20 protein-coding genes are annotated in these 18,788 nt (G+C 70.2%); 12 read left to right on the forward strand and 8 right to left on the reverse strand.

Annotation, left to right across the window (positions count from 1 at the left end; genetic code table 11):
- Positions 1-190: 190 nt before the first annotated feature.
- From ABZV40_RS23210 to ABZV40_RS23225, 4 genes are read right to left on the reverse strand one after another with little or no spacing between them, the layout of a single operon-like run.
- Positions 191-718 carry an NUDIX hydrolase gene (locus tag ABZV40_RS23210; protein ID WP_355445045.1) on the reverse strand — a complete coding sequence of 176 codons (528 nt, stop codon included), beginning with the start codon at positions 716-718 and terminating at the stop codon, positions 191-193.
- Positions 715-2,037, reverse strand: a complete 1,323-nt coding sequence (locus tag ABZV40_RS23215) for a coenzyme F420-0:L-glutamate ligase (protein WP_355445048.1) — start codon at positions 2,035-2,037, stop codon at positions 715-717. Before ABZV40_RS23215 ends, ABZV40_RS23210 begins: the two co-directional genes overlap by 4 nt.
- Positions 2,030-2,983: a 2-phospho-L-lactate transferase gene (cofD, locus tag ABZV40_RS23220; protein ID WP_355445051.1), complete on the reverse strand. Its 954-nt coding sequence runs from the start codon at positions 2,981-2,983 to the stop codon at positions 2,030-2,032. Before cofD ends, ABZV40_RS23215 begins: the two co-directional genes overlap by 8 nt.
- A 33-nt stretch (positions 2,984-3,016) precedes the next feature.
- On the reverse strand, positions 3,017-3,772 hold the full coding sequence (locus ABZV40_RS23225; protein WP_355445054.1) for a site-2 protease family protein: 756 nt from the start codon (positions 3,770-3,772) through the stop codon (positions 3,017-3,019).
- Positions 3,773-4,017: 245 nt separating this feature from the next.
- Here ABZV40_RS23225 and ABZV40_RS23230 point away from each other — a divergent pair, with 245 nt between their 5' ends.
- Both ABZV40_RS23230 and ABZV40_RS23235 read left to right on the forward strand, forming a co-directional pair.
- Positions 4,018-4,314: a WhiB family transcriptional regulator gene (locus ABZV40_RS23230; protein ID WP_045315329.1), complete on the forward strand. Its 297-nt coding sequence runs from the start codon at positions 4,018-4,020 to the stop codon at positions 4,312-4,314.
- Between the two features lie 39 nt (positions 4,315-4,353).
- Positions 4,354-7,509, forward strand: a complete 3,156-nt coding sequence (locus tag ABZV40_RS23235) for a glycosyltransferase family 2 protein (protein WP_355445057.1) — start codon at positions 4,354-4,356, stop codon at positions 7,507-7,509.
- Between the two features lie 190 nt (positions 7,510-7,699).
- On the opposite strand, the gene ABZV40_RS23240 is transcribed toward ABZV40_RS23235, so the two are convergent.
- Positions 7,700-8,143, reverse strand: coding sequence for a metallopeptidase family protein (locus ABZV40_RS23240; RefSeq protein ID WP_086660853.1), 444 nt, complete (start codon positions 8,141-8,143; stop codon positions 7,700-7,702).
- Positions 8,144-8,236: 93 nt separating this feature from the next.
- Here ABZV40_RS23240 and ABZV40_RS23245 point away from each other — a divergent pair, with 93 nt between their 5' ends.
- The 8 genes from ABZV40_RS23245 (at position 8,237) to ABZV40_RS23280 (ending at position 15,944) form a co-directional block, all read left to right on the forward strand.
- Positions 8,237-8,596 (forward strand): DUF3499 domain-containing protein, encoded by a 360-nt coding sequence (locus ABZV40_RS23245; protein WP_355445061.1) that lies wholly within the window; start codon positions 8,237-8,239, stop codon positions 8,594-8,596.
- 81 nt (positions 8,597-8,677) lie between these two features.
- A complete protein-coding gene (locus ABZV40_RS23250) occupies positions 8,678-10,030 on the forward strand; it encodes a phosphomannomutase/phosphoglucomutase (protein WP_355445064.1) in 1,353 nt (450 codons plus the stop codon).
- A 12-nt stretch (positions 10,031-10,042) separates the two neighbouring features.
- Positions 10,043-10,243, forward strand: a complete 201-nt coding sequence (locus tag ABZV40_RS23255) for a Trm112 family protein (RefSeq protein WP_355445067.1) — start codon at positions 10,043-10,045, stop codon at positions 10,241-10,243.
- 4 nt (positions 10,244-10,247) lie between these two features.
- The gene (locus tag ABZV40_RS23260; protein WP_355445070.1) at positions 10,248-11,312 is read left to right on the forward strand and encodes a hypothetical protein; all 1,065 of its coding nucleotides are present in this window, start codon (positions 10,248-10,250) and stop codon (positions 11,310-11,312) included.
- 20 nt (positions 11,313-11,332) lie between these two features.
- Positions 11,333-12,547, forward strand: a complete 1,215-nt coding sequence (gene manA, locus ABZV40_RS23265; protein WP_355445073.1) for a mannose-6-phosphate isomerase, class I — start codon at positions 11,333-11,335, stop codon at positions 12,545-12,547.
- A gap of 62 nt (positions 12,548-12,609) precedes the next feature.
- Positions 12,610-13,530 carry a cation diffusion facilitator family transporter gene (locus ABZV40_RS23270; RefSeq protein WP_355445076.1) on the forward strand — a complete coding sequence of 307 codons (921 nt, stop codon included), beginning with the start codon at positions 12,610-12,612 and terminating at the stop codon, positions 13,528-13,530.
- A gap of 382 nt (positions 13,531-13,912) precedes the next feature.
- The gene (locus tag ABZV40_RS23275) at positions 13,913-15,448 is read left to right on the forward strand and encodes an amino acid permease (RefSeq protein WP_355445079.1); all 1,536 of its coding nucleotides are present in this window, start codon (positions 13,913-13,915) and stop codon (positions 15,446-15,448) included.
- Between the two features lie 40 nt (positions 15,449-15,488).
- The gene (locus ABZV40_RS23280; protein WP_355445082.1) at positions 15,489-15,944 is read left to right on the forward strand and encodes a MarR family transcriptional regulator; all 456 of its coding nucleotides are present in this window, start codon (positions 15,489-15,491) and stop codon (positions 15,942-15,944) included.
- Between the two features lie 3 nt (positions 15,945-15,947).
- On the opposite strand, the gene ABZV40_RS23285 is transcribed toward ABZV40_RS23280, so the two are convergent.
- The gene (locus ABZV40_RS23285; RefSeq protein ID WP_355445084.1) at positions 15,948-16,556 is read right to left on the reverse strand and encodes a hypothetical protein; all 609 of its coding nucleotides are present in this window, start codon (positions 16,554-16,556) and stop codon (positions 15,948-15,950) included.
- Positions 16,557-16,574: 18 nt separating this feature from the next.
- Between ABZV40_RS23285 and ABZV40_RS23290 the strand changes: the two genes are divergently transcribed.
- The gene (locus ABZV40_RS23290; RefSeq protein WP_355445087.1) at positions 16,575-17,810 is read left to right on the forward strand and encodes a glutamate mutase L; all 1,236 of its coding nucleotides are present in this window, start codon (positions 16,575-16,577) and stop codon (positions 17,808-17,810) included.
- A 40-nt stretch (positions 17,811-17,850) separates the two neighbouring features.
- Positions 17,851-18,078: a hypothetical protein gene (locus ABZV40_RS23295; protein WP_355445090.1), complete on the forward strand. Its 228-nt coding sequence runs from the start codon at positions 17,851-17,853 to the stop codon at positions 18,076-18,078.
- Positions 18,079-18,094: 16 nt separating this feature from the next.
- Here the strand turns inward: ABZV40_RS23295 and ABZV40_RS23300 are convergent, their stop codons facing one another.
- Both ABZV40_RS23300 and ABZV40_RS23305 read right to left on the reverse strand, forming a co-directional pair.
- Complete coding sequence (locus tag ABZV40_RS23300) at positions 18,095-18,307, reverse strand: helix-turn-helix transcriptional regulator (RefSeq protein ID WP_355445092.1); 213 nt, start codon at positions 18,305-18,307, stop codon at positions 18,095-18,097.
- The gene (locus ABZV40_RS23305; protein ID WP_355445095.1) at positions 18,307-18,786 is read right to left on the reverse strand and encodes a DUF2975 domain-containing protein; all 480 of its coding nucleotides are present in this window, start codon (positions 18,784-18,786) and stop codon (positions 18,307-18,309) included. The genes ABZV40_RS23300 and ABZV40_RS23305 overlap by 1 nt, the downstream gene beginning before the upstream one ends.
- Between the last annotated feature and the right edge of the window lie 2 nt (positions 18,787-18,788).

An 18,788-nucleotide genomic window follows, 5' to 3' on the forward strand; every position in this document is an offset into this window, starting at 1 on the left:
TGAGCAGCCAGACCTTGATCCGGCACACTACGAGACACGGCCACCGCCTTTGTCTTTGAGCTCTGTGAGAGGAACCCAAAGATGATCAAGCGGTGGCCGTACCCATGTCAAAGGTCAAGAGCATCCTGGTTAAAACACCAGGTCGATGAATGAGCCCTTCATCGACAACGAGGCAGGCGCCTGAACCGCGTCAACGAAGACGAGCGAGCGCCGACTCGATCAGCGGGTGCAGGTCGTCCACGTTGTCTGGCAACGAGTCCAGCGGCCACCACTGCAGGTCCACCGACTCGGCCGACTTCACCGGCTGCGCCCCGACCGGTGCCCGCACGAGGAACCGCACGTCGAAGTGCCGCGTCGGCTTGCCGAGCGAGCACGTGATGGGGTGCACGTCGAGGTGGATCGGTGTCGGCTCTATCCGCAGTCCGCGCATGCCCGACTCCTCGGTGGCCTCCCGCAGCGCCGCCGCCGCCAGCGTCTCGTCCTCGGGTTCGCAGTGGCCGCCGAGCTGGAGCCACCGGCCCACGCGGGGGTGCAGTGTGAGCAGGGCGTGCTCCGCGGTGGCGTCCAGGACGAGCGCCGAGGCCGTGAGGTGGCCGGGTTCGCAGGACCGCCGGCAGGCGTCCTCGCGGGCGGCCAGGAAGCCCAGGTAGGCCTCCTTCAACGCGTCCTGGCCGGTGAACCGGCTCAGCGTGGAGACCGCGTCGTCGTGCAGTGTCACAGCTCGATCAGCCCTTCCAGCGGCTCGCGTGGCGTCAGCGGTTCCGCCGGGTGCCCGACCGCCACCGCACCCAGCGGCTCCCAGTCCTGCGGCACCCCCAGCACCTCCCGCACCACGTCGGCGCAGAAGATCGTCGACGACACCCAGCACGAGCCGAGCCCCTGCGCGGCCAGCGCCACCAGCAGCCCCTGCACCGCGGCGCCGCCGGCGACCGTGAACATCGTCTTCTCGGCCTCTGACCTGCGCTGATCCGGGTACGCGTGCGCCCCGTCGCGGACCAGGAACGGCACCACGACCTCCGGTGCCTCGACCAGCAGGTCGCCCCGCCGCACCCGGCGCGCGATCTGCTCGTCGGTGAACCCGTCGCCGCGCAGGTCCGCCTCCCACTGCGCGCGCATCGCCTGCAGCAACGCAGCGCGCTTCTCCCGCACCAGCACGAACCGCAGCGGCTTGGTGTGGTGCGGCGCGGGCGCGGTCAGAGCCGCACCGACCGCACGCCGCACAGCAGCGACGTCGACCGGTTCGGGCGAGTAGAACCGCACGGACCGCCGCATCAGCACGGCCTCGGCCCGGCCCTGGGCCAGCGCCTCCTCCGTGCCGAGCCGGAACAGGTCCTCGTGAGTCGGGCGGGCCAGGTCGCGGGCGGACGAGCCGTCGTCCACCACGTCGTACCCGCGCAGCACCGCCACCGGCACCCCGCCGAGCTTGCCCTTGACCAGGTCGGCGGCGGCGGCGATCTCGTCGGCGACCGCCACGGACGTCACGACCAGCTCGTTGCCGTGCTCGTCGACCGAACCCGCGTAGTTGTGCAGCACGCGGATGCCGGACGCGCCGATCGCGGCGTCGGTCTGGCCCATCCGCCACGCGCGGCCCATCGTGTCGGTGACGATCACCGCGACCTCGACGCCGAGCAGGCCCTTCAACGCGCCGCGCAACGCCGCCGCCGAGCCGTCCGGGTCGACGGGGAGCAGCGCGATCTCGTCGCCCGCCACGTTGGAGGCGTCGACGCCCGACGCGGCCTGCACGATGCCGAGCTTGTTCTCGGTGATCAGCGTGCGCATCTTGCGGGCGAGCACGCGCACGGACTCGGCCTCGACGTGCTCGCGCCGGATCCTGTCGCGTTCCTCGGGGTCGGCGGGCACACCGACCAGCCGTCCCTCTACTTTGGACAGCACCTTGGACGTGACGACCAGCACGTCGCCGTCGCGCAGCCAGGGCGCGGCGGCGGCGATCGCGCCCGCGAGGTCGTCGCCGGGGCGGAACTCCGGCAGACCCGGTACCGGCAGCAGCTCCAGTGCCGCGGCGGCGTGGTCAGTCAACGTCGACTCCGGCCAGCTCCAGCGCGGCACGGGCCATCTGCGCCGTGGCGTCCACATCGGACATCAGCAGCGGAACCGCGCGAACCGCGACACCCGGCACGTCGGCGCGGTCGCCGGTGTGCACCAGCCACGCGTCGAGGATGCCGTCCTCCGAGCACTTGCGGGAGCCGTAGAGCCGCCCGACCGCCTCGGCCGAGGTCTCGACACCGATCGCGTCCAAACAAGCGTCGGCCATACCGCGCAACGGTTTCCCGCCGATGATCGGCGACAGGCCCACGACACCGGCCTCCGTCTTGCGCAGCGCGTCGCGCACGCCGGGCACGTTCAAGATCGTGCCGATGCTCACAACGGGGTTGGACGGGGCCAGGATCACCGCGTCCGCCTGGGCGATCGCGTCCAGCACGCCCGGTCCGGCGGTGGCGGTCTCGGCGCCGACGAACGCGAACGACTGCGCGGGCAGCGCCGCCCGGTGCTTGACCCACCACTCCTGGAAGTGGATCGCCTTCGGCTCGCCGTCCAGCTCGACCACGACGTGGGTCTCCACCCGGTCGTCCGACATCGGCAGCAGCCGCACGCCCGGCTGCCAGCGGTCGCACAGCGCCTCGGTGACGGCCGACAGCGGGTAGCCGGCGCGCAGCATCCTGGTGCGGACCAGGTGCGTGGCCAGGTCCCGGTCGCCGAGCCCGAACCACGTCGGTTCGGCCCCGTACGCCATCAGCTCTTCCTTGACGGTCCACGACTCGTCCGCGCGGCCCCAGCCGCGTTCGGTGTCGATCCCGCCGCCCAGGGTGTACATGCAGGTGTCGAGGTCGGGCGTGATGCGCAGCCCGTGCATCCACACGTCATCGCCGGTGTTGACCACCGCGGTGACGTCAGCCCCGACTTGTTTGAGTCCCTGCAGGAACCTCGCGCCGCCGACCCCGCCGACCAGTGCTACGACCTTCACGCCGAACCATGCTTCCACAGTGCCGCGGCACGCCTACAGGTAGCGCCAGAACGCGAACGCCACCGCGCCGGAACCGGCCGCGCCCCGGTCGCCGCCGACCGCGTCGAACACCACGGACGCCGCCTGGAAGAACAGCACGTTGACCTCGGAGAAGGTCAGCAGCACGGCGAAGAGCACCAGCGGTGCCCACATCCTGGCCTTCGCGCCGAACTGCTGCGCCTGGTAGGGCATGAACGGCTCCCAGACGCCCCACCCGTCCAGGCCGGGAATGGGAAGGATGTTCAGCAGGAACGCGATCACCTGCAACAGGGCCAGGTACGAAATCGCTGCCGCGAGCGCGGCAGGCGGCGAAAACAGCGTGACGATTCCCGCGAGGACCACGCCGATCGCGAGGTTCGCGGCGGGGCCGGCGAGTGAGACGAGCGACTCGATCTTCTTCGAGCGCAGCGCGTGGTGGTTGATCCACACCGCGCCACCCGGAAGGGGAATTCCGCCGACCGCGAGCAGCACCAGCGGCAGCACGATGCTCAGCACCGGATCGGTGTAGCGGCGGATGTCGAGGGTCAGATATCCCTTGTCCCGCACGGAGAAATCGCCGCCCTTGTACGCCACGGCGGCGTGCCCGAACTCGTGCAGGCACAGCGTCACCGCCCACCCGGCGAGTACGAAGAGGATGGTGCCCGCGATGATGGCGACATCACCTTCGAGCAGGGTGAGAGCAGCTCCGGCAGCCGTTGCCGCGAGCAGACCGAGGAACAGTGGACTGGGGCGCACCGCTGATCGCTTCACCCCTCCAGTGTGGCGTGTCGGCTGGCGTGGTGGGCCGTTCGGGGACCCCTTGCGACGCCTGAATCACTGTCTGTGCTGCCAGTCAAGGTTTTTGCGGCCATCTGCGCGAATATCCCCCGACGTGTGGACTCCGCTTGACCGCCGACTGTGACGCAGGTGTAATCACATCGGTGTCATTCGTCGTTGTGGGAACGGCGTCTGGCGTCCGCCAACCGGGGAGAGCGGAAGGCGAGGAGGCGGACGAAATGCAGGAATTCGAAGAAGATCACGTCGCGCAGCCGGTTGTGCAGGGCGAACTGTCGTACCTGTTCGACCCTGCCGACGAGCAGGACTGGCAGGAGCGTGCGCTCTGCGCGCAGACGGATCCCGAGGCGTTCTTCCCCGAAAAGGGTGGTTCGACGCGGGAGGCCAAGCGCATCTGCCTGGGCTGCGAGGTCCGGTCGGAGTGCCTTGAGTACGCGCTCCAGCACGACGAACGCTTCGGCATCTGGGGCGGTCTCAGTGAACGAGAACGCCGCAAGCTGAAGAAGCGAGCCGTCTAGCCGGTCAGAAGTGTGATCTTTGTGCCTTAACTTGAGGACGTGACAAGTCCTCACCCGAGGCTCCGGACCGCGCCGGTGCTGTGCGTCCTGGTCTGCCACGACGGCGACCAGTGGCTCAGCACGGCGCTGTCCGCGTTGCGGCGTCAGCGAATTCGCCCTCGGCACGTGATCGCGGTCGACACCGGGTCCCACGACCGCACGGCGAAAATCCTGGCGGAGGCGGAAGATCTGCTGGACGGCGTGCTGACCCTGCCGCGCGGCACGGGTTTCGGCACGGCCGTGCGCGTGGCCGTCGAGCACGCCGTCGAACGGTGGGGCGATCCCGGCAAGTGGCTGTGGTTGCTGCACGACGACAGCGCGCCCGAACCCGACTGCCTGGCCGCCCTGCTGACCGCGGCCGAGGTGTCTCCCAGTGCTGCCGTGCTGGGCCCGCTGTGCCTCGATTGGGTGGATTCTCGTCTGGTCGTCGAGGCCGGTCTGTCGACGGATTCTTCAGGACATCGACAGCTTGGCCTCTCGTCCGCCGAACACTCCGCCTCGTTCCAGCAGAGCACCGAGGTGCTGGCGGTGTCGTCGGCCGGTTCGCTGATCCGCCGCGAGGTCTGGCACGCGCTGGGTGGCTACGACGAGGCGATGCCGCTGCTGCGCGACGACATCGATTTCGGCTGGCGGGTGAACCGGGCCGGTCATTTGGTCCTGTGCGTTCCGGTGGCCCGGATGCGCCATGCCCGTGCTGCGACCAAAGGTGCACGTCGTTTGGACGCGGCCATGGCTCGCCCAGGTCCATCCTTTCGTGGCGTCGACCGCGCGCACGGCATGCGCACGTTCCTGGTCAACACCTCGGGTTTCTCGTTCCTCATCGGACTCCCGCGCCTGCTTCTTCTGTCTTTGCTGCGGGCGCTGGGTTTCCTGTTCCTCCGCCGGTTCGCCGACGCGCACGCGGAAGTGGGCGCCGCCCGCTACCTCCTGACCCGAGGCCGTCTGCTGCAGGGCCGCCGCACCCGCCGCGGGTCGGCCGTGGTGCGCGGCTTGTTCACCTCGCGACTGACCAGGTTCCGCAACGCCGTGCGCGCCGGTGCCGCCTTCCTGATCCGCCGCCGGGTCGAGGCCGACGCCGCGCTCGGCCGTCTGCCCGCGTCCGACGCTCGTTCGGCGTGGCTCGAACCGTCCGAAGTGGACGTCCCGCTGGTGGGCCCGTCGGCGTTGCCCGCCGGTGCGGCCCGCGGCCGTCCGCGCGTGGCCGGTCTGCGGCGACCACCGGTCGTCGTCCCGGTCGACGCGGCGTTGCCCGGCGCACTGCGTCCTTCGCCACGTCCCAGGCCGTCGCCCGGACCTCGCGGCGAGGAGATGGTCTTCGTCGAGGTGGACCAGTCGCGGGTGCTGCGATCGCTGCTGCTGGCCCCTCCGGTGCTGCTGGTGCTGAGCCTGTCGGTGGTCGCGGTGGTGGCCAACTGGTCGCGTCTCGGCCTGGACCTGGCCGGCGGCCGGTTGCTTCCGGTCGGGTCTCTGGGATCGGTCTGGTCGACCTACCTCGCCTCCTGGCACCCGGTTTCCGGTGGCACCGCGGCGCCCGCTCCGGCCGCTCTGGCCGTCCTGGGGCTGATCCCCGGCGGCCCCTCGTTCGCGGTCGCGTTGTTGATGCTCGGCGACATCCCTCTCGCGGCGTTGTCGGCCTACATCGCGTCACGCGGCATGCGCGTACGACGGTCCGTGCGCGCGGTGGTGGCGGCCTTCTACGGATTGCTGCCGGTGGCCACGACCGCCGTGGCAGAGGGACGGTTGGACGTCGTCGTGGTCCACATCGTGACGCCCGTGGTGTTCGCCGGCGTGTACGCGGTGTTGCGCGCGTCGTCCACCCACGCGTGGTTGCCGATGGCTTCCGGCACGGCGATCGGCGTCGCGGTGCTCGGGGCGTTCTCGCCGTTGACCCACGCCGTGACGATCGTCGGCGCCCTGGGCGGGTTCGTCGCGGTGTCCGGTGGGGCACGGCGCATCGCCGCGTTGTTCGCCATCGTGCTGTTGCCGATGGCGTTGTTGTTGCCGTGGCCGGCCGTGCTGCTGCAACACCCCGAGATGGTGCTGAACGGGCTCGGTGCGCCGTTCTCGTCACCTCCGCCGAACCTGATCGTCTGCTCGGTGTTCGTGGCCGCCGCGTTCGCCGCCGCGGTGTTGCGGCCCAACGCCGCGATGCTGCCCGGCCTGTCGGTGATCGTGCTGGCGATCGGCGCGCTGGCCGCCGTTGCCGCTGTTCACGCCTGGCCCGGGACGCCGTTGGTGATCCTGGCCTGGGGGCTCGTGTGTGTGGTGCTGGCCGGGTGTCAGCGCGGGGTGCCGCCTGGCGTGGCCGGGCAGGCTCGGGTCCGGCGGGCCGTGTACGTGGTGGGTGTCGTCACGTTGGCGAGCCTCGGGGTGGCCGGGTTGCTGGATCTCCGGTCCGGGCCGCTGAGGGCTGACGGCGGTCCGCAGCTGTCGGCGTCGTTGACCGCCGAGCTGGAGCGCACCGGGCGGTCCGTGCTGGTCCTCGGGGGACCGGTCCGCCAGGTCGCCGGGCGGATGCCCGCGTTCGGGGACGACGATCTGGTGCCGACCGTGTCGTCACCTGCCCGGCTGCGTCGGTGGAACTCGGCGCTGCTGGACGGGGCCGGGCCCGCGGTGACCGTGGCCTTGGCTCAGGCGGCGTCTTCCGGGGTCTCGTTCCTGGTGCTGCCGTCGGACGAGGCGGCCGCGCGCGTGCGGAGCGCGGCGGGGGAGCTGGTGTCGGTCGCGCCCGCCGTTTCGGACGGCCGTCCCGTGCTGCGGTTGCGGTTCGCGGCCGACACGGGCGTGTTGCTGGGCCCTGACCTGGCGCGGCGGGCCCGCACCGGCGGCGAGCCGCCCACCGAACTGGCCGCGGCCGGGGTGGCACCGGTCAACGTGTCGCTGCCGGAGGTGGCGGTCCGGGTCTCGCCAGGAGCCGAGGGACGCGTGCTCGTGCTCGCGGCCGAGGACGAACCGGGTTGGGTGGTCTCCGTCGACGGTGCCCAGGTTCCGGTGGTCCGGGCCTGGGGGCATCTGGTCGGGGTGCCGCTGCCGGGCTCCGGCGCCGAGGTCCGGGTTGAGATGTCGACCACATTGCGGGACTTCCTGCTGCTGGCGCAGGCCGCCGCCGCGCTGTTCACCTTCCTGACCGCGATCCCAACCCGCCGCCGCCCCTGACCCCTGCCGCCGCCACACGCGGGGCCCTTGCGTGCGCGAGGAGTGCACGAAAGCTCCCCGCGTACTTCTGGACCGCTTGTGCGGTGCGGCCTGGTTGTTGCCGCACGCGGGGCCCTTGCGTGCGCGAGGAGTGCACGAAAGCTCCCCGCGTGCGCTTCGGAACCGGCCGGCGGCGGGTGTGAGGAGGGACTCAGCCCTCGTCGATCACGTCCGGGTCCAGGCCCAGGTAGTTGGCGACCTGCTCGACCAGGACGTCGTGCACCAGGTCCGCCAGGTCCGCGCCGTCCTTCGCGCGGGCCTCGAGCGGACGCCGGTAGAGAACGATTCGGGCACGCTGGTCGGACCCGGCGGGCAGCAGGCGGGCGAGCGGGACGTTGCCGTCCTCCACCACTCCGTCCTCGCCTTCCACCTGGACGTCGGGCACGTCGTCCACGGCCACGTCCAGCTGGGTGAGCTCGGTGCGCCAGCGGGCCTCGATGGGCTCCAGGGCCTCGATGACCAGGGCGTCGAAGCGTTCGGCGCGCGAGCGGGCGGCTGGGAGGGTGGCAGGGTAGAGCGGGCCGCGCAGGCCTCGGCCGTGCCGGTCTCGGTTGCGCCGACGCGGCGAGTCCTGTCGACGTGAACCCCGTGCCATCACCACAACCCAGCAGCCTAGTTGCTGCGCCGGAAGAGCAAACACAGCGTGCCTCACACACAGGCTCGCGTGGACGCGCTATCGTCCCCGATCGTGCGGAGCGTGAGACGGTGCTCGCGAACCGGGTGTGCTAACCCGGCTGTCGCCACGCTCACCTACGCCTATGCGGACTCCACCGCAGTCGTCGGACCGCTCGCCACGTACTCCGAACCGCACAGCTACGACCTGTGCGAGGAGCACGCGTTGCGGCTCACGGCGCCGCGCGGGTGGGAGGTCGTCAGGCATCAGGGTGAGTTCGCGGCGCCCGAGCCGAGTGTGGACGACCTGACGGCGCTGGCCGAGGCCGTGCGCGAGGCCGGGCGGGCTGATGTGACCCCCAAGGTGCCCGATGTGCCCGCGGGCACGCAGAGGCGCGGTCACCTGCGGGTATTGCCTGATCCGCACGAGGACTGACTGACCACACGCATCACCGATCGTCTCGCCGGTAGGCTGCCGGGCAGTGGCCGTCAAGAGCGAGTTTCGGGAGTGTGCGGCGTGCGTGACCTGTCCGGCATCGTCAAGGCGTACGACATCCGTGGGGTGGTCGGCGAGCAGCTGGACGCCGGCGTAGTGCGCGACTTCGGCGCGGCTTTCGCGCGGCTGGTGGGTGGGCCCGCCATCGTCATCGGCCACGACATGCGCGACTCGTCGCCGGAGCTGTCCAGGGCGTTCGCCGAGGGTGCTCAGGCGCAGGGCGTCAACGTCATCAGCATCGGCCTGGCCAGCACGGACATGCTCTACTTCGCGTCCGGCAAGCTCGACCTGCCCGGTGCCATGTTCACCGCGAGCCACAACCCCGCGCAGTACAACGGCATCAAGCTCTGCCGCGCGGGCGCGAGCCCCGTCGGGCAGGACTCCGGGCTCGCGCAGATCCGTCAGGACGCCGAGAACCAGGTGCCGGACGCCGAGGGCGTCGAGCGCGGGACGTTCGAAGAGCGCAACATGCTCGCGGACTACGCGGCGTACCTGAACGAGCTGGTCAACCTGAAGGACATCCGCCCGCTCAAGATCGTCGTGGACGCGGGCAACGGCATGGGCGGCTACACGGTGCCGCAGGTCTTCGAGGGCCTGCCCATCGAGGTGATCCCCATGTACTTCGAGCTCGACGGCAGCTTCCCGAACCACGAGGCGAACCCGCTCGACCCCAAGAACATCGTCGACCTGCAGGCCCGCACGAAGGCCGAGGGTGCCGACGCCGGTGTCGCGTTCGACGGTGACGCGGACCGCTGCTTCGTCGTCGACGAGAACGGCGACCCGGTGAGCCCGTCGGCGATCACCGCGCTGGTCGCGGTGCGCGAGCTGGCGAAGGACCCCGGCGGCACGATCATCCACAACCTGATCACCTCGCACGCGGTGCCGGAGATCGTGCGCGAGCACGGCGGTCAGCCGGTGCGCACGCGCGTCGGGCACTCGTTCATCAAGGAGGAGATGGCCAAGACGGGCGCCATCTTCGGTGGCGAGCACTCCGCGCACTACTACTTCCGCGACTTCTGGCGTGCCGACACCGGCATGCTGGCCGCGCTGCACGTGCTGGCCGCGCTGGGCGAGCAGGACGGTCCGCTGTCGAAGCTGACCGAGGTGTACAACCGCTACGCCGCGTCCGGTGAGATCAACTCGACCGTGACCGACCAGGCCGGGCGGATCGCCGCGATCAAGGAGGCGTTCGGGTCCCGCGACGGCGTCACGCTGGACGAGCTGGACGGTCTCACCGTGCAGCTGGCGGACGGGTCGTGGTTCAACCTGCGGGCCTCGAACACCGAGCCGCTGCTGCGCCTGAACGTCGAAGCAGCCAACGACGAGGCCGTCGCCGCCCTGCGCGACGAGGTCCTCGCGATCGTGCGGGCCTGAGGGAGAACAGAAGTGGCCGTCAAGCTCGAAGAGCAGTTGCTGGAGATCCTCGCCTGCCCGTGCCCCGAGCACGCGCCGTTGCGGCTCGGGACGCCGGACGACCCGGAGGCGGACTTCCTCACGTGCACCGCGTGCGGTCGTTCGTTCCCGGTGCGCGACGGCATCCCGGTGCTGCTGCTGGACGAGGCGGTCGAGCCGCCCACGGCTGGGTGACCCGGTGCTCGACGACATGCTGCTCGACGACCCGAGCCGCCTCGCCGACGCCGACACCGGTGGCTGGCTGAGGGCTGCCGCTCGGGCGGGAGCACAGGTCCGTTCCACCGCGGAGGCCGCGGCCGACTCGGGAGTGGAGCGGATCTTCTCCGAACGACCGCGCGCGGTCGTGCTGGTCACCCGGCCCGGCCACTCGGTGGCGGTCGCAGGAGTCGTCATGGCGTTGCTCGGTCCGGGCTGCTCGGTGCCGGTCGTGGTGTCCGACGAGGTGCCGCCGTGGGTCGGCGCGCTCGACGTGGTGCTCGCGCACACAGAGGACCCCGGCGACCGGGTGCTCGCCGAGTCGATCGACCGCGCTGCCCGCCGCGGCGCGCGGACGTTGGTGACCGCGCCGGACGAGGGACCCGTCGCGGCCGCGGCGGCCGGCCAGGCCGTGCTGCTCGCGCCGCGCGTCGACGTGCCGCCGGGCTTCAGCTTCCACCGCGCGCTCGCCGCGTGGCTCACGGTGCTCAACGCGCTCAACCTGCTGAAGGTGGACGTCGGGCTGATCGCGGACGAGCTGGACCGCGAGGCCGAGCGCGACCACCCGATGCACGAGTCGTTCGTGAACCCGGCGAAGTCGCTCGCGCTGCGCGTCGCCGACCGCACGCCGCTGCTGTGGGGCCTCGACGAGGTCGCCACGTCGGTGGGCGTGCACGGCGCGAGCGTGCTGGCGGCGTTCGCCGGGATTGCCTGCGATGTCGCCGGGTATCCGCAGGCCCTGACCCGTCCGGTGCTTCACCGCCGTGCGGTGCAGGGGACTTCTGGCGCGGACCTGTTCGCCGATCCGGACGACGACACCGGTGGCGGACTCGTGCGCGTGCTGTTGCTGGCCGTTCGCCAGGGCCCGGTGGCCGATGCTGTTCGGCACGCCGCCGAGGACGCCCTGCCGGGAGCCGACGTGCTGGAGCCGGCCGTCGAGGTGGCGGGAGGCGACGCGGTCAGCGCCGCGCTGCTCGCGCTCCGCTTCGAACTTGCCGCGCTGTACCTCGGGCTCGCCGCCGGAACGCTCGGCGGCAACCCGTACTGACTTGGGAGCTGAGAAGAGAAGTGGACCTGCTGCACAACGCGGTCAGGCCGTACGCGTGGGGATCGCGCACGGCCATCGCCGAGCTGCTCGGGAGGGAGGTGCCCGCACCCCATCCCGAGGCCGAGCTGTGGATGGGCGCCCATCCCGGCGACCCGTCCCGGATCGTCGGCGCGGACGGCGCCGAGCGCTCGTTGCTCGACCTGCTGTCCGCTGACCCCGACGGCCAGCTGGGCACGCGCGTGTCGCAGCGGTGGGGCAGCAGGCTTCCGTTCCTGCTCAAGGTGCTCGCCGCCGAGGAGGCGCTGAGCCTGCAGGCCCACCCGTCCGCGGCGCAGGCGGCGGAGGGCTTCGCCGCCGAGGAGGCCGCCGGCGTGCCGCGCGACGCCGCGGTGCGCAACTACAAGGACCCGGCCGCCAAACCGGAACTGATCTGCGCCCTGACCGAGTTCCACGCCCTCGCGGGCTTCCGCGCCCCGGCGCGGACGGTGGCGCTGCTGCGCGAGCTGGACGCACCCGCGCTGGCCCCGTACACCGAGATGCTGGTCGCGCAGCCGGACTCGTCGGGCCTGCGCGCGCTGTTCACCATGCTGATCACGCTGCCGCAGACGTCGCTGTCGACGCTGCTGCCCCAGGTCCTGGACGCGTGCGTGCTGCACGTGAAGGAGCACGGCGAGTTCGACCTGGAGTGCCGCACGATCCTGGAGCTCGGCGAGTCCTACCCCGGCGACGCGGGCGTGCTGGCCGCGTTGCTGCTGAACCGCATCGTGCTGCAGCCGGGCGAGGCCATCCACCTGCCCGCCGGCAACCTGCACGCGTACCTGCGCGGCACCGGCATCGAGATCCTCGCGAACTCCGACAACGTCCTGCGCTGCGGCCTCACCCCGAAGCACGTCGACGTGCCGGAACTGCTGCGCGTGCTCGACTTCACCTGCGGTGACATGGAGGTGCTGCTCGGCGAGGAGGTCTCGCCCGGCGTCCGCGTCTACCGCACGCCCGCGCCCGAGTTCGAACTGTCGCGGTTGGACGTCACCGGCGAGACCCGCGTCAACCACGACGGCCCGCAGATCATGCTGTGCACCGCGGGCGCGGCGGTGCTGACGAACGCCCGCGGCGACGAGCTGCGCCTGACCCGCGGCCAGTCCGTGTGGCTGCCCGCCTCGGACCCGGCGGTGCTCGTCCGGCCGGATGGTGTTGAATCCGCTCAACTTTTCCGCGCCACGGCCGGGAACGACTAAGGTTCACGACCGGACAAAGCGGACTTGTTCCGGGCAGGACTCGGTTCAGCGAGGAGACAGGCGTGTCAGCAGGGGGCGGAACCAAGGCCATCATCGCGGCGTTGGTGGCGAACGCCGGTATCGCGGCAGCCAAGTTCGTCGGATTCTTGATCACCGGCTCGTCGTCGATGCTGGCCGAGGCGGTGCACTCGGTCGCCGACACGTCGAACCAGGGCCTGCTGCTGCTCGGCCAGAAGACGGCCAAGCGCCAGGCCACGAGGCTCCACCCGTTCGGCTACGGCCGCGACCGCTACTTCTGGTCGTTCGTGGTCGCGCTGATGCTCTTCAGCCTCGGCTCGGTCTTCGCCCTGTACGAGGGCATCCACAAGCTGCACGAACCCTCCGCCCTGGACAGCCCGATCGTCGCGGTGGCGATCCTCGTGGTCGCGATCGGCCTGGAGGGCTACAGCTTCGTCACCGCCATCGGCGAGTCGAAGAAGATCAAGGGCGAGTCCACCTGGTGGGGCTTCATCCGCAACTCCCGCGTGCCCGAGCTGCCGGTCGTGCTGCTGGAGGACGCGGGCGCGCTCATCGGTCTCGTCCTCGCGTTGCTCGGCGTCGGCCTCACCACGATCACCGGCGACCCGGTGTTCGACGCGCTCGGCACCATCGCCATCGGCGCGCTGCTCGGCGTGATCGCGATCATCCTGATCATCGAGATGAAGTCGCTGCTGATCGGCGAGGGTGCGTCCGATGCCGATCTCGACCTGATCTGCGACGAGCTGGCCGTGGGCAAGGTGCAGCGGGTCATCCACATCAAGACGCAGTACCTCGGGCCGGAGGAGCTGCTCGTCGCGGCCAAGATCGCGTTGGAGCCCGAGCTGCCGCTGGACGAGGTGGCTCAGGCGATCAACGATGCCGAGCAGCGGGTGCGGAACAAGGTGCCGCACGCTCGCCTCATCTACCTGGAGCCGGACCTGGACCGCTCCACGGTCAGGTCCTGACTCACCTCGATGAAGGGCTCTTTGCTCCACCTGGTGTGGATGAAGGGCGCCTTCATCCACGTCGCCACGCGCCTGGCGAGGCCTGATCGCACGGTGCGTGGCAGTGCAGCGCAGACCTGGTGCGCCCGGCGGGAGCGGCGAACCCGACTGGGATGAACGGCGCATTTGTCCACCTGAGGTGAACAAATGCGCCGTTCATCGCGAGCCTGCCCGCGAAGGTCGGCGCAACGCGTCGCCCCTTGAGTTCCTGGCATTGCACCTCAGGTGCAGTAAGGAGCCCTTCATCGTTTTCCGGACAAACCACCGGACAGCAGCTATAGACGTTCCACATGTTGGATACCTCTAGGGTGGGCCGAACAGGTCCATCAAGGAGGTATGCACCGTGCCGGGCAACGGGTTGTGGCGCACGAAGTCGATCGAGCAGTCGATCGCTGACACCGACGAGCCGGACACCAAGCTCCGCAAGGATCTCACGGCGTGGGACCTGACGGTCTTCGGTGTCGCGGTGGTCATCGGTGCCGGCATCTTCACGCTCACCGCGAGCACGGCGGGCAACATCGCCGGGCCGTCGGTGTCCCTGAGCTTCGTGCTCGCGGCGATCGCGTGTGCGCTGGCCGCGTTGTGCTACGCCGAGTTCGCCTCGACGGTGCCCGTTGCGGGCAGTGCGTACACGTTCTCCTACGCGACGTTCGGCGAGTTCGCGGCGTGGATCATCGGCTGGGACCTGGTGCTGGAGTTCGCGGTCGGGTCGGCGGCGGTGGCCAAGGGGTGGTCGGCCTACCTGCAGACGACGCTCGGGCTGCTCGGCATCAACGTGAAGACCGAGGTCGGTGATGGGGTCAAGTTCGACTGGGGTGCGGTGCTGCTGGTCGCCGTGCTCACCGTCCTCCTGATCATCGGCACGAAGCTGAGCTCGCGGGTCAGCGCGGTCATCACGGCCGTCAAGGTCGCGGTGGTGCTGCTCGTGATCGTGCTCGGCATCGGGTACATCAAGGCCGAGAACTACAGCCCGTTCATCCCACCGGCCGCAGAGAGCGGTCCGGCGGCGCACACCGGGATCGAGCAGTCGCTGTTCTCGCTGCTCACCGGCTACTCGGGCAGCACGTACGGCGTGCTCGGCATGCTGGCGGCGGCGAGCATCGTGTTCTTCGCGTTCATCGGGTTCGACGTCGTGGCGACCACGGCGGAGGAGACCAAGAACCCGCAGAAGGCCGTGCCGCGGGGCATTCTCGGGTCGCTCGCGATCGTCACGGTGCTGTACGTCGCGGTGACGCTGGTGATCACCGGCATGGTGCCCTACACGAAGCTCGCGACGCAGCCGGACGGCACGCGCGCCACGCTCGCCAGCGCGTTCCGGGACAACGGCGTCGACTGGGCGGCGACGGTGATCTCGGTCGGCGCGCTCGCCGGTCTCACGACCGTCGTCATGGTGCTGATGCTCGGCCAGAGCCGGGTGTTGTTCGCGATGTCGCGGGACGGGCTGCTGCCGCGCGGGCTCGCGAAGACCGGCAGCCACGGGACGCCGACGCGCATCACGGTCATCATCGGTGTGCTGGTCGCGGTCGCGGCGGGCTTCTTCCCGGCCGGCAAGCTCGAGGAGATGGTGAACGTCGGCACGTTGTTCGCGTTCATCCTGGTGTCCGCGGGCGTGTGGGTGCTGCGCAGGACCCGGCCGGACCTGTCGCGCGGGTTCCGGGTGCCGCTCGTGCCGTTGGTGCCGATCCTCGCGATCCTCGCCTGCCTGTGGCTGATGCTGAACTTGACCGCGCTCACGTGGGTCCGGTTCCTCGTCTGGATGGCGCTCGGCGTCGTCGTCTACTTCGCCTACAGCCGCCGCAACTCGGTGCTCGGCAGGACCGGCGAGAGCAAGGTGGTGCCGGAACCGGTGGTCAAGCACGGCGAAGAACCAGGGGTCTAGTCCCAGAGGAACACCTCTGGACCAACTAACCTGCGGACCCATGGCAAACGCGCGGTGGCTTTCCGCGGAGGAGAGGGACGCCTGGCACCACTTCGTGCAGGCGTACCACCTCCTCGAGAGGCAGATCGAACAGCAGTTGCAGCGCGACGCGGGTCTCTCGCACGCGCAGTACAACGTGCTGGCCGTGCTGTCCGAACAGCCGGGCAACCGCATGCGCATGACCGAGCTGGCCCGCCGCGTGGTGGTGTCGAAGAGCTCGCTGACCTACCAGATCGGCAAGCTGGAGAAGTCGGGACTCGTGCGGCGCGAACCGCACGAGTCCGACGAGCGCGGCATCGTCGCCGTGCTCACCGACGCCGGCAAGGAGCTGCTGAACGCCACCGCGCCCGGTCACGTCGAGACGGTTCGCGCGTACCTGATCGACCTGTTCACACCGGGGCAGCTCGCGCAGCTCGGGTCGTTCATGCAGGTCGTGCACGAGAAGGCGGACGACTAGGACCTACTGGAGGGTCAGCAGGTCGCGTTCGGACAGGAAGTCCGCCACGTCGTCCGGCCTGTGGCGCGTCACGTCGAACTCGAACACGGGCAGGATCGACTTCGCCGCCAGCGCGCGCAGCTGCCCCTGCTCCTCGACGAACGGTTCCAGCGACACGTACTGCTTCGGGTTCGCGCTGATCTTCAACCGCTCCTCGCGCGCTTCCTCGAACGTGTCCTCCGGCCGGGTGCACAGCACGATCGCGAAGTTGAGCGGCTTCAGCCGTTCCTCCAGCCACCCGAAGTCGAACTCACGGCCGTGCCGCGCCTGATACGCCATCGTGGACAGGTGGAAGCGGTCGACGATCCACGAGTAGTAGCGCTGCAGTTCGAACATCCGCACCCACGTCTCGTACGTCTCCATCGCGTGCGCTGTCTCGTCCGGCGCGAAGTCGATCAGCCCTCGGCCCCACGGTTCGTTGGTGAACCCGCTCCACTCGGCCGAGATCAACGGTGAGTGGTAGCGGTACTTGCGGTGGCCGACGAGACGGGGGTGTTCGTTGAGCGCGTAGGCCAGGTCCGTCTTGCCGGTCAGGCGGGTGCCTTCGAGGATCACCTTGGGCGTGAGCTTCATGGTGCGTTAGCTTGCCTCGTGATCCTGTGTCTCGACGTCGGTTCCACCTGGACCAAGGCCGCGCTCCTCACCGAGGACGGCGAGCTGGTCCGGACCGGGCAGCACCCGACCACGCCTCCCGAGGTGCTGCACGGCGTCGACGCGCTGCGCTCCGAGGTGGGCGACGGCGAGATCCTCGCGTGCTCGTCGGCCGGTGGTGGCCTGCGGCTCGCGGTCGTGGGTCAGGAACGCGTCGTGAGCGCCGAGGCCGGCTACCGGGTCGCGCTCAGCGCGGGCGCCAAGATCGTGCACGTCAGCGCCGGTCCGGTCGACGTGAAAGCCCTGCGGGCGACCGAGCCCGACCTGGTCCTGCTGGTCGGCGGCACGGACGGCGGCGACCGGTCGGTCCTGCTGCACAACGCCGCGAAACTCGCCCGTGTGGCCGTGCCGATCGTGCTCGCGGGCAATGTCGAGGCGCAGCCGGAAGCCTTGGAGCTGCTCGCGAAACGCACCGTCGTCGCCTGCCCGAACGTGCTGCCGGACGTCGGCCGGCTCGCCCCGGAACCGGCCCGCAAGGCGATCCGCGCGGCGTTCCTGCAGCACGTGATCGGGGGCAAGGGCCTGTCACGCGGTCCGCGGTTCCGGCATCTCGTGCGCGCCGTGACGCCTGACGCGGTGTTGGCGGGCGTGTCGCGGTTGGCGGCGCAGGACCGTGAGGGCGCCGTGTTGGTGGTGGACGTCGGCGGGGCGACCACGGACGTGTACTCGGCGGTGTCCACAGCGGACAGTGAAGGACTGGAGCGGACCGTCGCGCTGCCACCGGACCGCCGCACGGTCGAGGGCGACCTGGGCATGCGCTGGTCCGCGCCGGGCGTGGTGAAGGAAGCTCACGCCGAACGCCTCACCACCGAGGACCTCACGCACGAGGCCCAGCTGCGAGCCGAGAACGTCGGCTGGCTGCCCGACGACCCGGCCGTGGACGTGAAGCTGGCGTCGTTCGCGGCGATCCTGGCGGTGCGCAGGCATCTCCGCCAGGTCGACGGCCAGCTCGGACCGCACGGCGCGGGCCTGCTGGTGCTCTCCGGTGGCGTCTTCCGGCACACGCCCGACATCACGCCGGTGGTGGAGGCGCTGCGGGGCGACCCGGTGCTGCGACCGGTGCTGCGCTCGGCCGAGATCACCGTCGACCGCGACTACGTGCTGGCACCGGTGGGCCTGCTCGCCGAGTCGGGACGGTTCGAAGCCGCCGACCGACTGGCGAAGCGACTGACGTGAGACGTGCAACCGCGGGGCGGTGCTTTCCGTGTGCACAAGCATGAAGCGAGCAATGGCATCGGCCGCGGTGATCGCGGTGTCCGCGGGCATCCTGCTGGGCGGCGCGGGCGCCGCGTCCGCCCAGGAGCCGTGGGGCAAGTACCCGACGAGGGGCACGTGCAGGACTCAGGGCGTCCTGCTGGTCCAGGACCACCGGGCCACCCAGTACGACTGCTGGGAGAACACCCACGCACCCGCGAGCGAACGCTGGTGGTTGTTCGTCGTCTGATCTGGACGCCAGCCGGTCAGTCGTCCTCGTCCACGAACTCGAGGAGATCGCCCGGCTGGCACTCCAGCACCCGGCACATGGCTTCCAAGGTGCTGAACCGCACGGCCTTCGCCCGCCCGTTCTTCAGCACCGCGACGTTGGCAGGCGTCAGCCCGACCTTCTCCGCGAACTCGCCGACGCTCATCTTGCGCTTGGCCAGCTCGACGTCGATGCGCACGATGATCGCCATCAGATCACCGCTTCCATGTCGGACCGCAACGTCGTGGCGCGCTGCAGCAGCGCCCGCATCACGATGAGCACGAGCCCGATCACGGAAACCCCCGTCGTGAACAGGAAGAACAACACCAGCACACCGGGGTCGTCGGCGATGAAGCCGAGGTAGACGAACACCCCCACCAGCACGACCCACCCGGCCGCGATCGCCCAGACCATCACGTCGACCCACCTGATCGCGGCGTCGGTGAAGATCAGATCCTTGCGCACCAGGGTGAGCAGCTTCCACGTGGCCACGATCACCACCTGCACGCAGACCACCCAGAAGATGGCGACGATCATCGACACGAACTGCTCGGAGGCGTGCTCCGGGTGCTGTGCGGCCGAGTACCGGTACGAGCCCGGGATCGACAACGTCTCCAGCACGACGAGGACCCCGAACAGCGCCACCAGGAAGAACCGGAGGGCGACCACCGCCCAGCGCTCAGAAATCATGC

This window comes from Lentzea sp. NPDC004782 (assembly GCF_040609115.1).
GTDB lineage: Bacteria > Actinomycetota > Actinomycetes > Mycobacteriales > Pseudonocardiaceae > Lentzea.

Excerpts from the sequence above, each read along its gene's own strand:
- ABZV40_RS23230 (WP_045315329.1), top strand. The coding sequence starts at position 4,018 with ATGCAGGAATTCGAAGAAGATCACGTCGCGCAGCCGGTTGTGCAGGGC.
- ABZV40_RS23240 (WP_086660853.1), bottom strand. The coding sequence starts at position 8,143 with ATGGCACGGGGTTCACGTCGACAGGACTCGCCGCGTCGGCGCAACCGA.
- ABZV40_RS23280 (WP_355445082.1), top strand. The coding sequence starts at position 15,489 with ATGGCAAACGCGCGGTGGCTTTCCGCGGAGGAGAGGGACGCCTGGCAC.
- ABZV40_RS23285 (WP_355445084.1), bottom strand. The coding sequence starts at position 16,556 with ATGAAGCTCACGCCCAAGGTGATCCTCGAAGGCACCCGCCTGACCGGC.
- ABZV40_RS23295 (WP_355445090.1), top strand. The coding sequence starts at position 17,851 with ATGAAGCGAGCAATGGCATCGGCCGCGGTGATCGCGGTGTCCGCGGGC.
- ABZV40_RS23300 (WP_355445092.1), bottom strand. The coding sequence starts at position 18,307 with ATGGCGATCATCGTGCGCATCGACGTCGAGCTGGCCAAGCGCAAGATG.
- ABZV40_RS23305 (WP_355445095.1), bottom strand. The coding sequence starts at position 18,786 with ATGATTTCTGAGCGCTGGGCGGTGGTCGCCCTCCGGTTCTTCCTGGTG.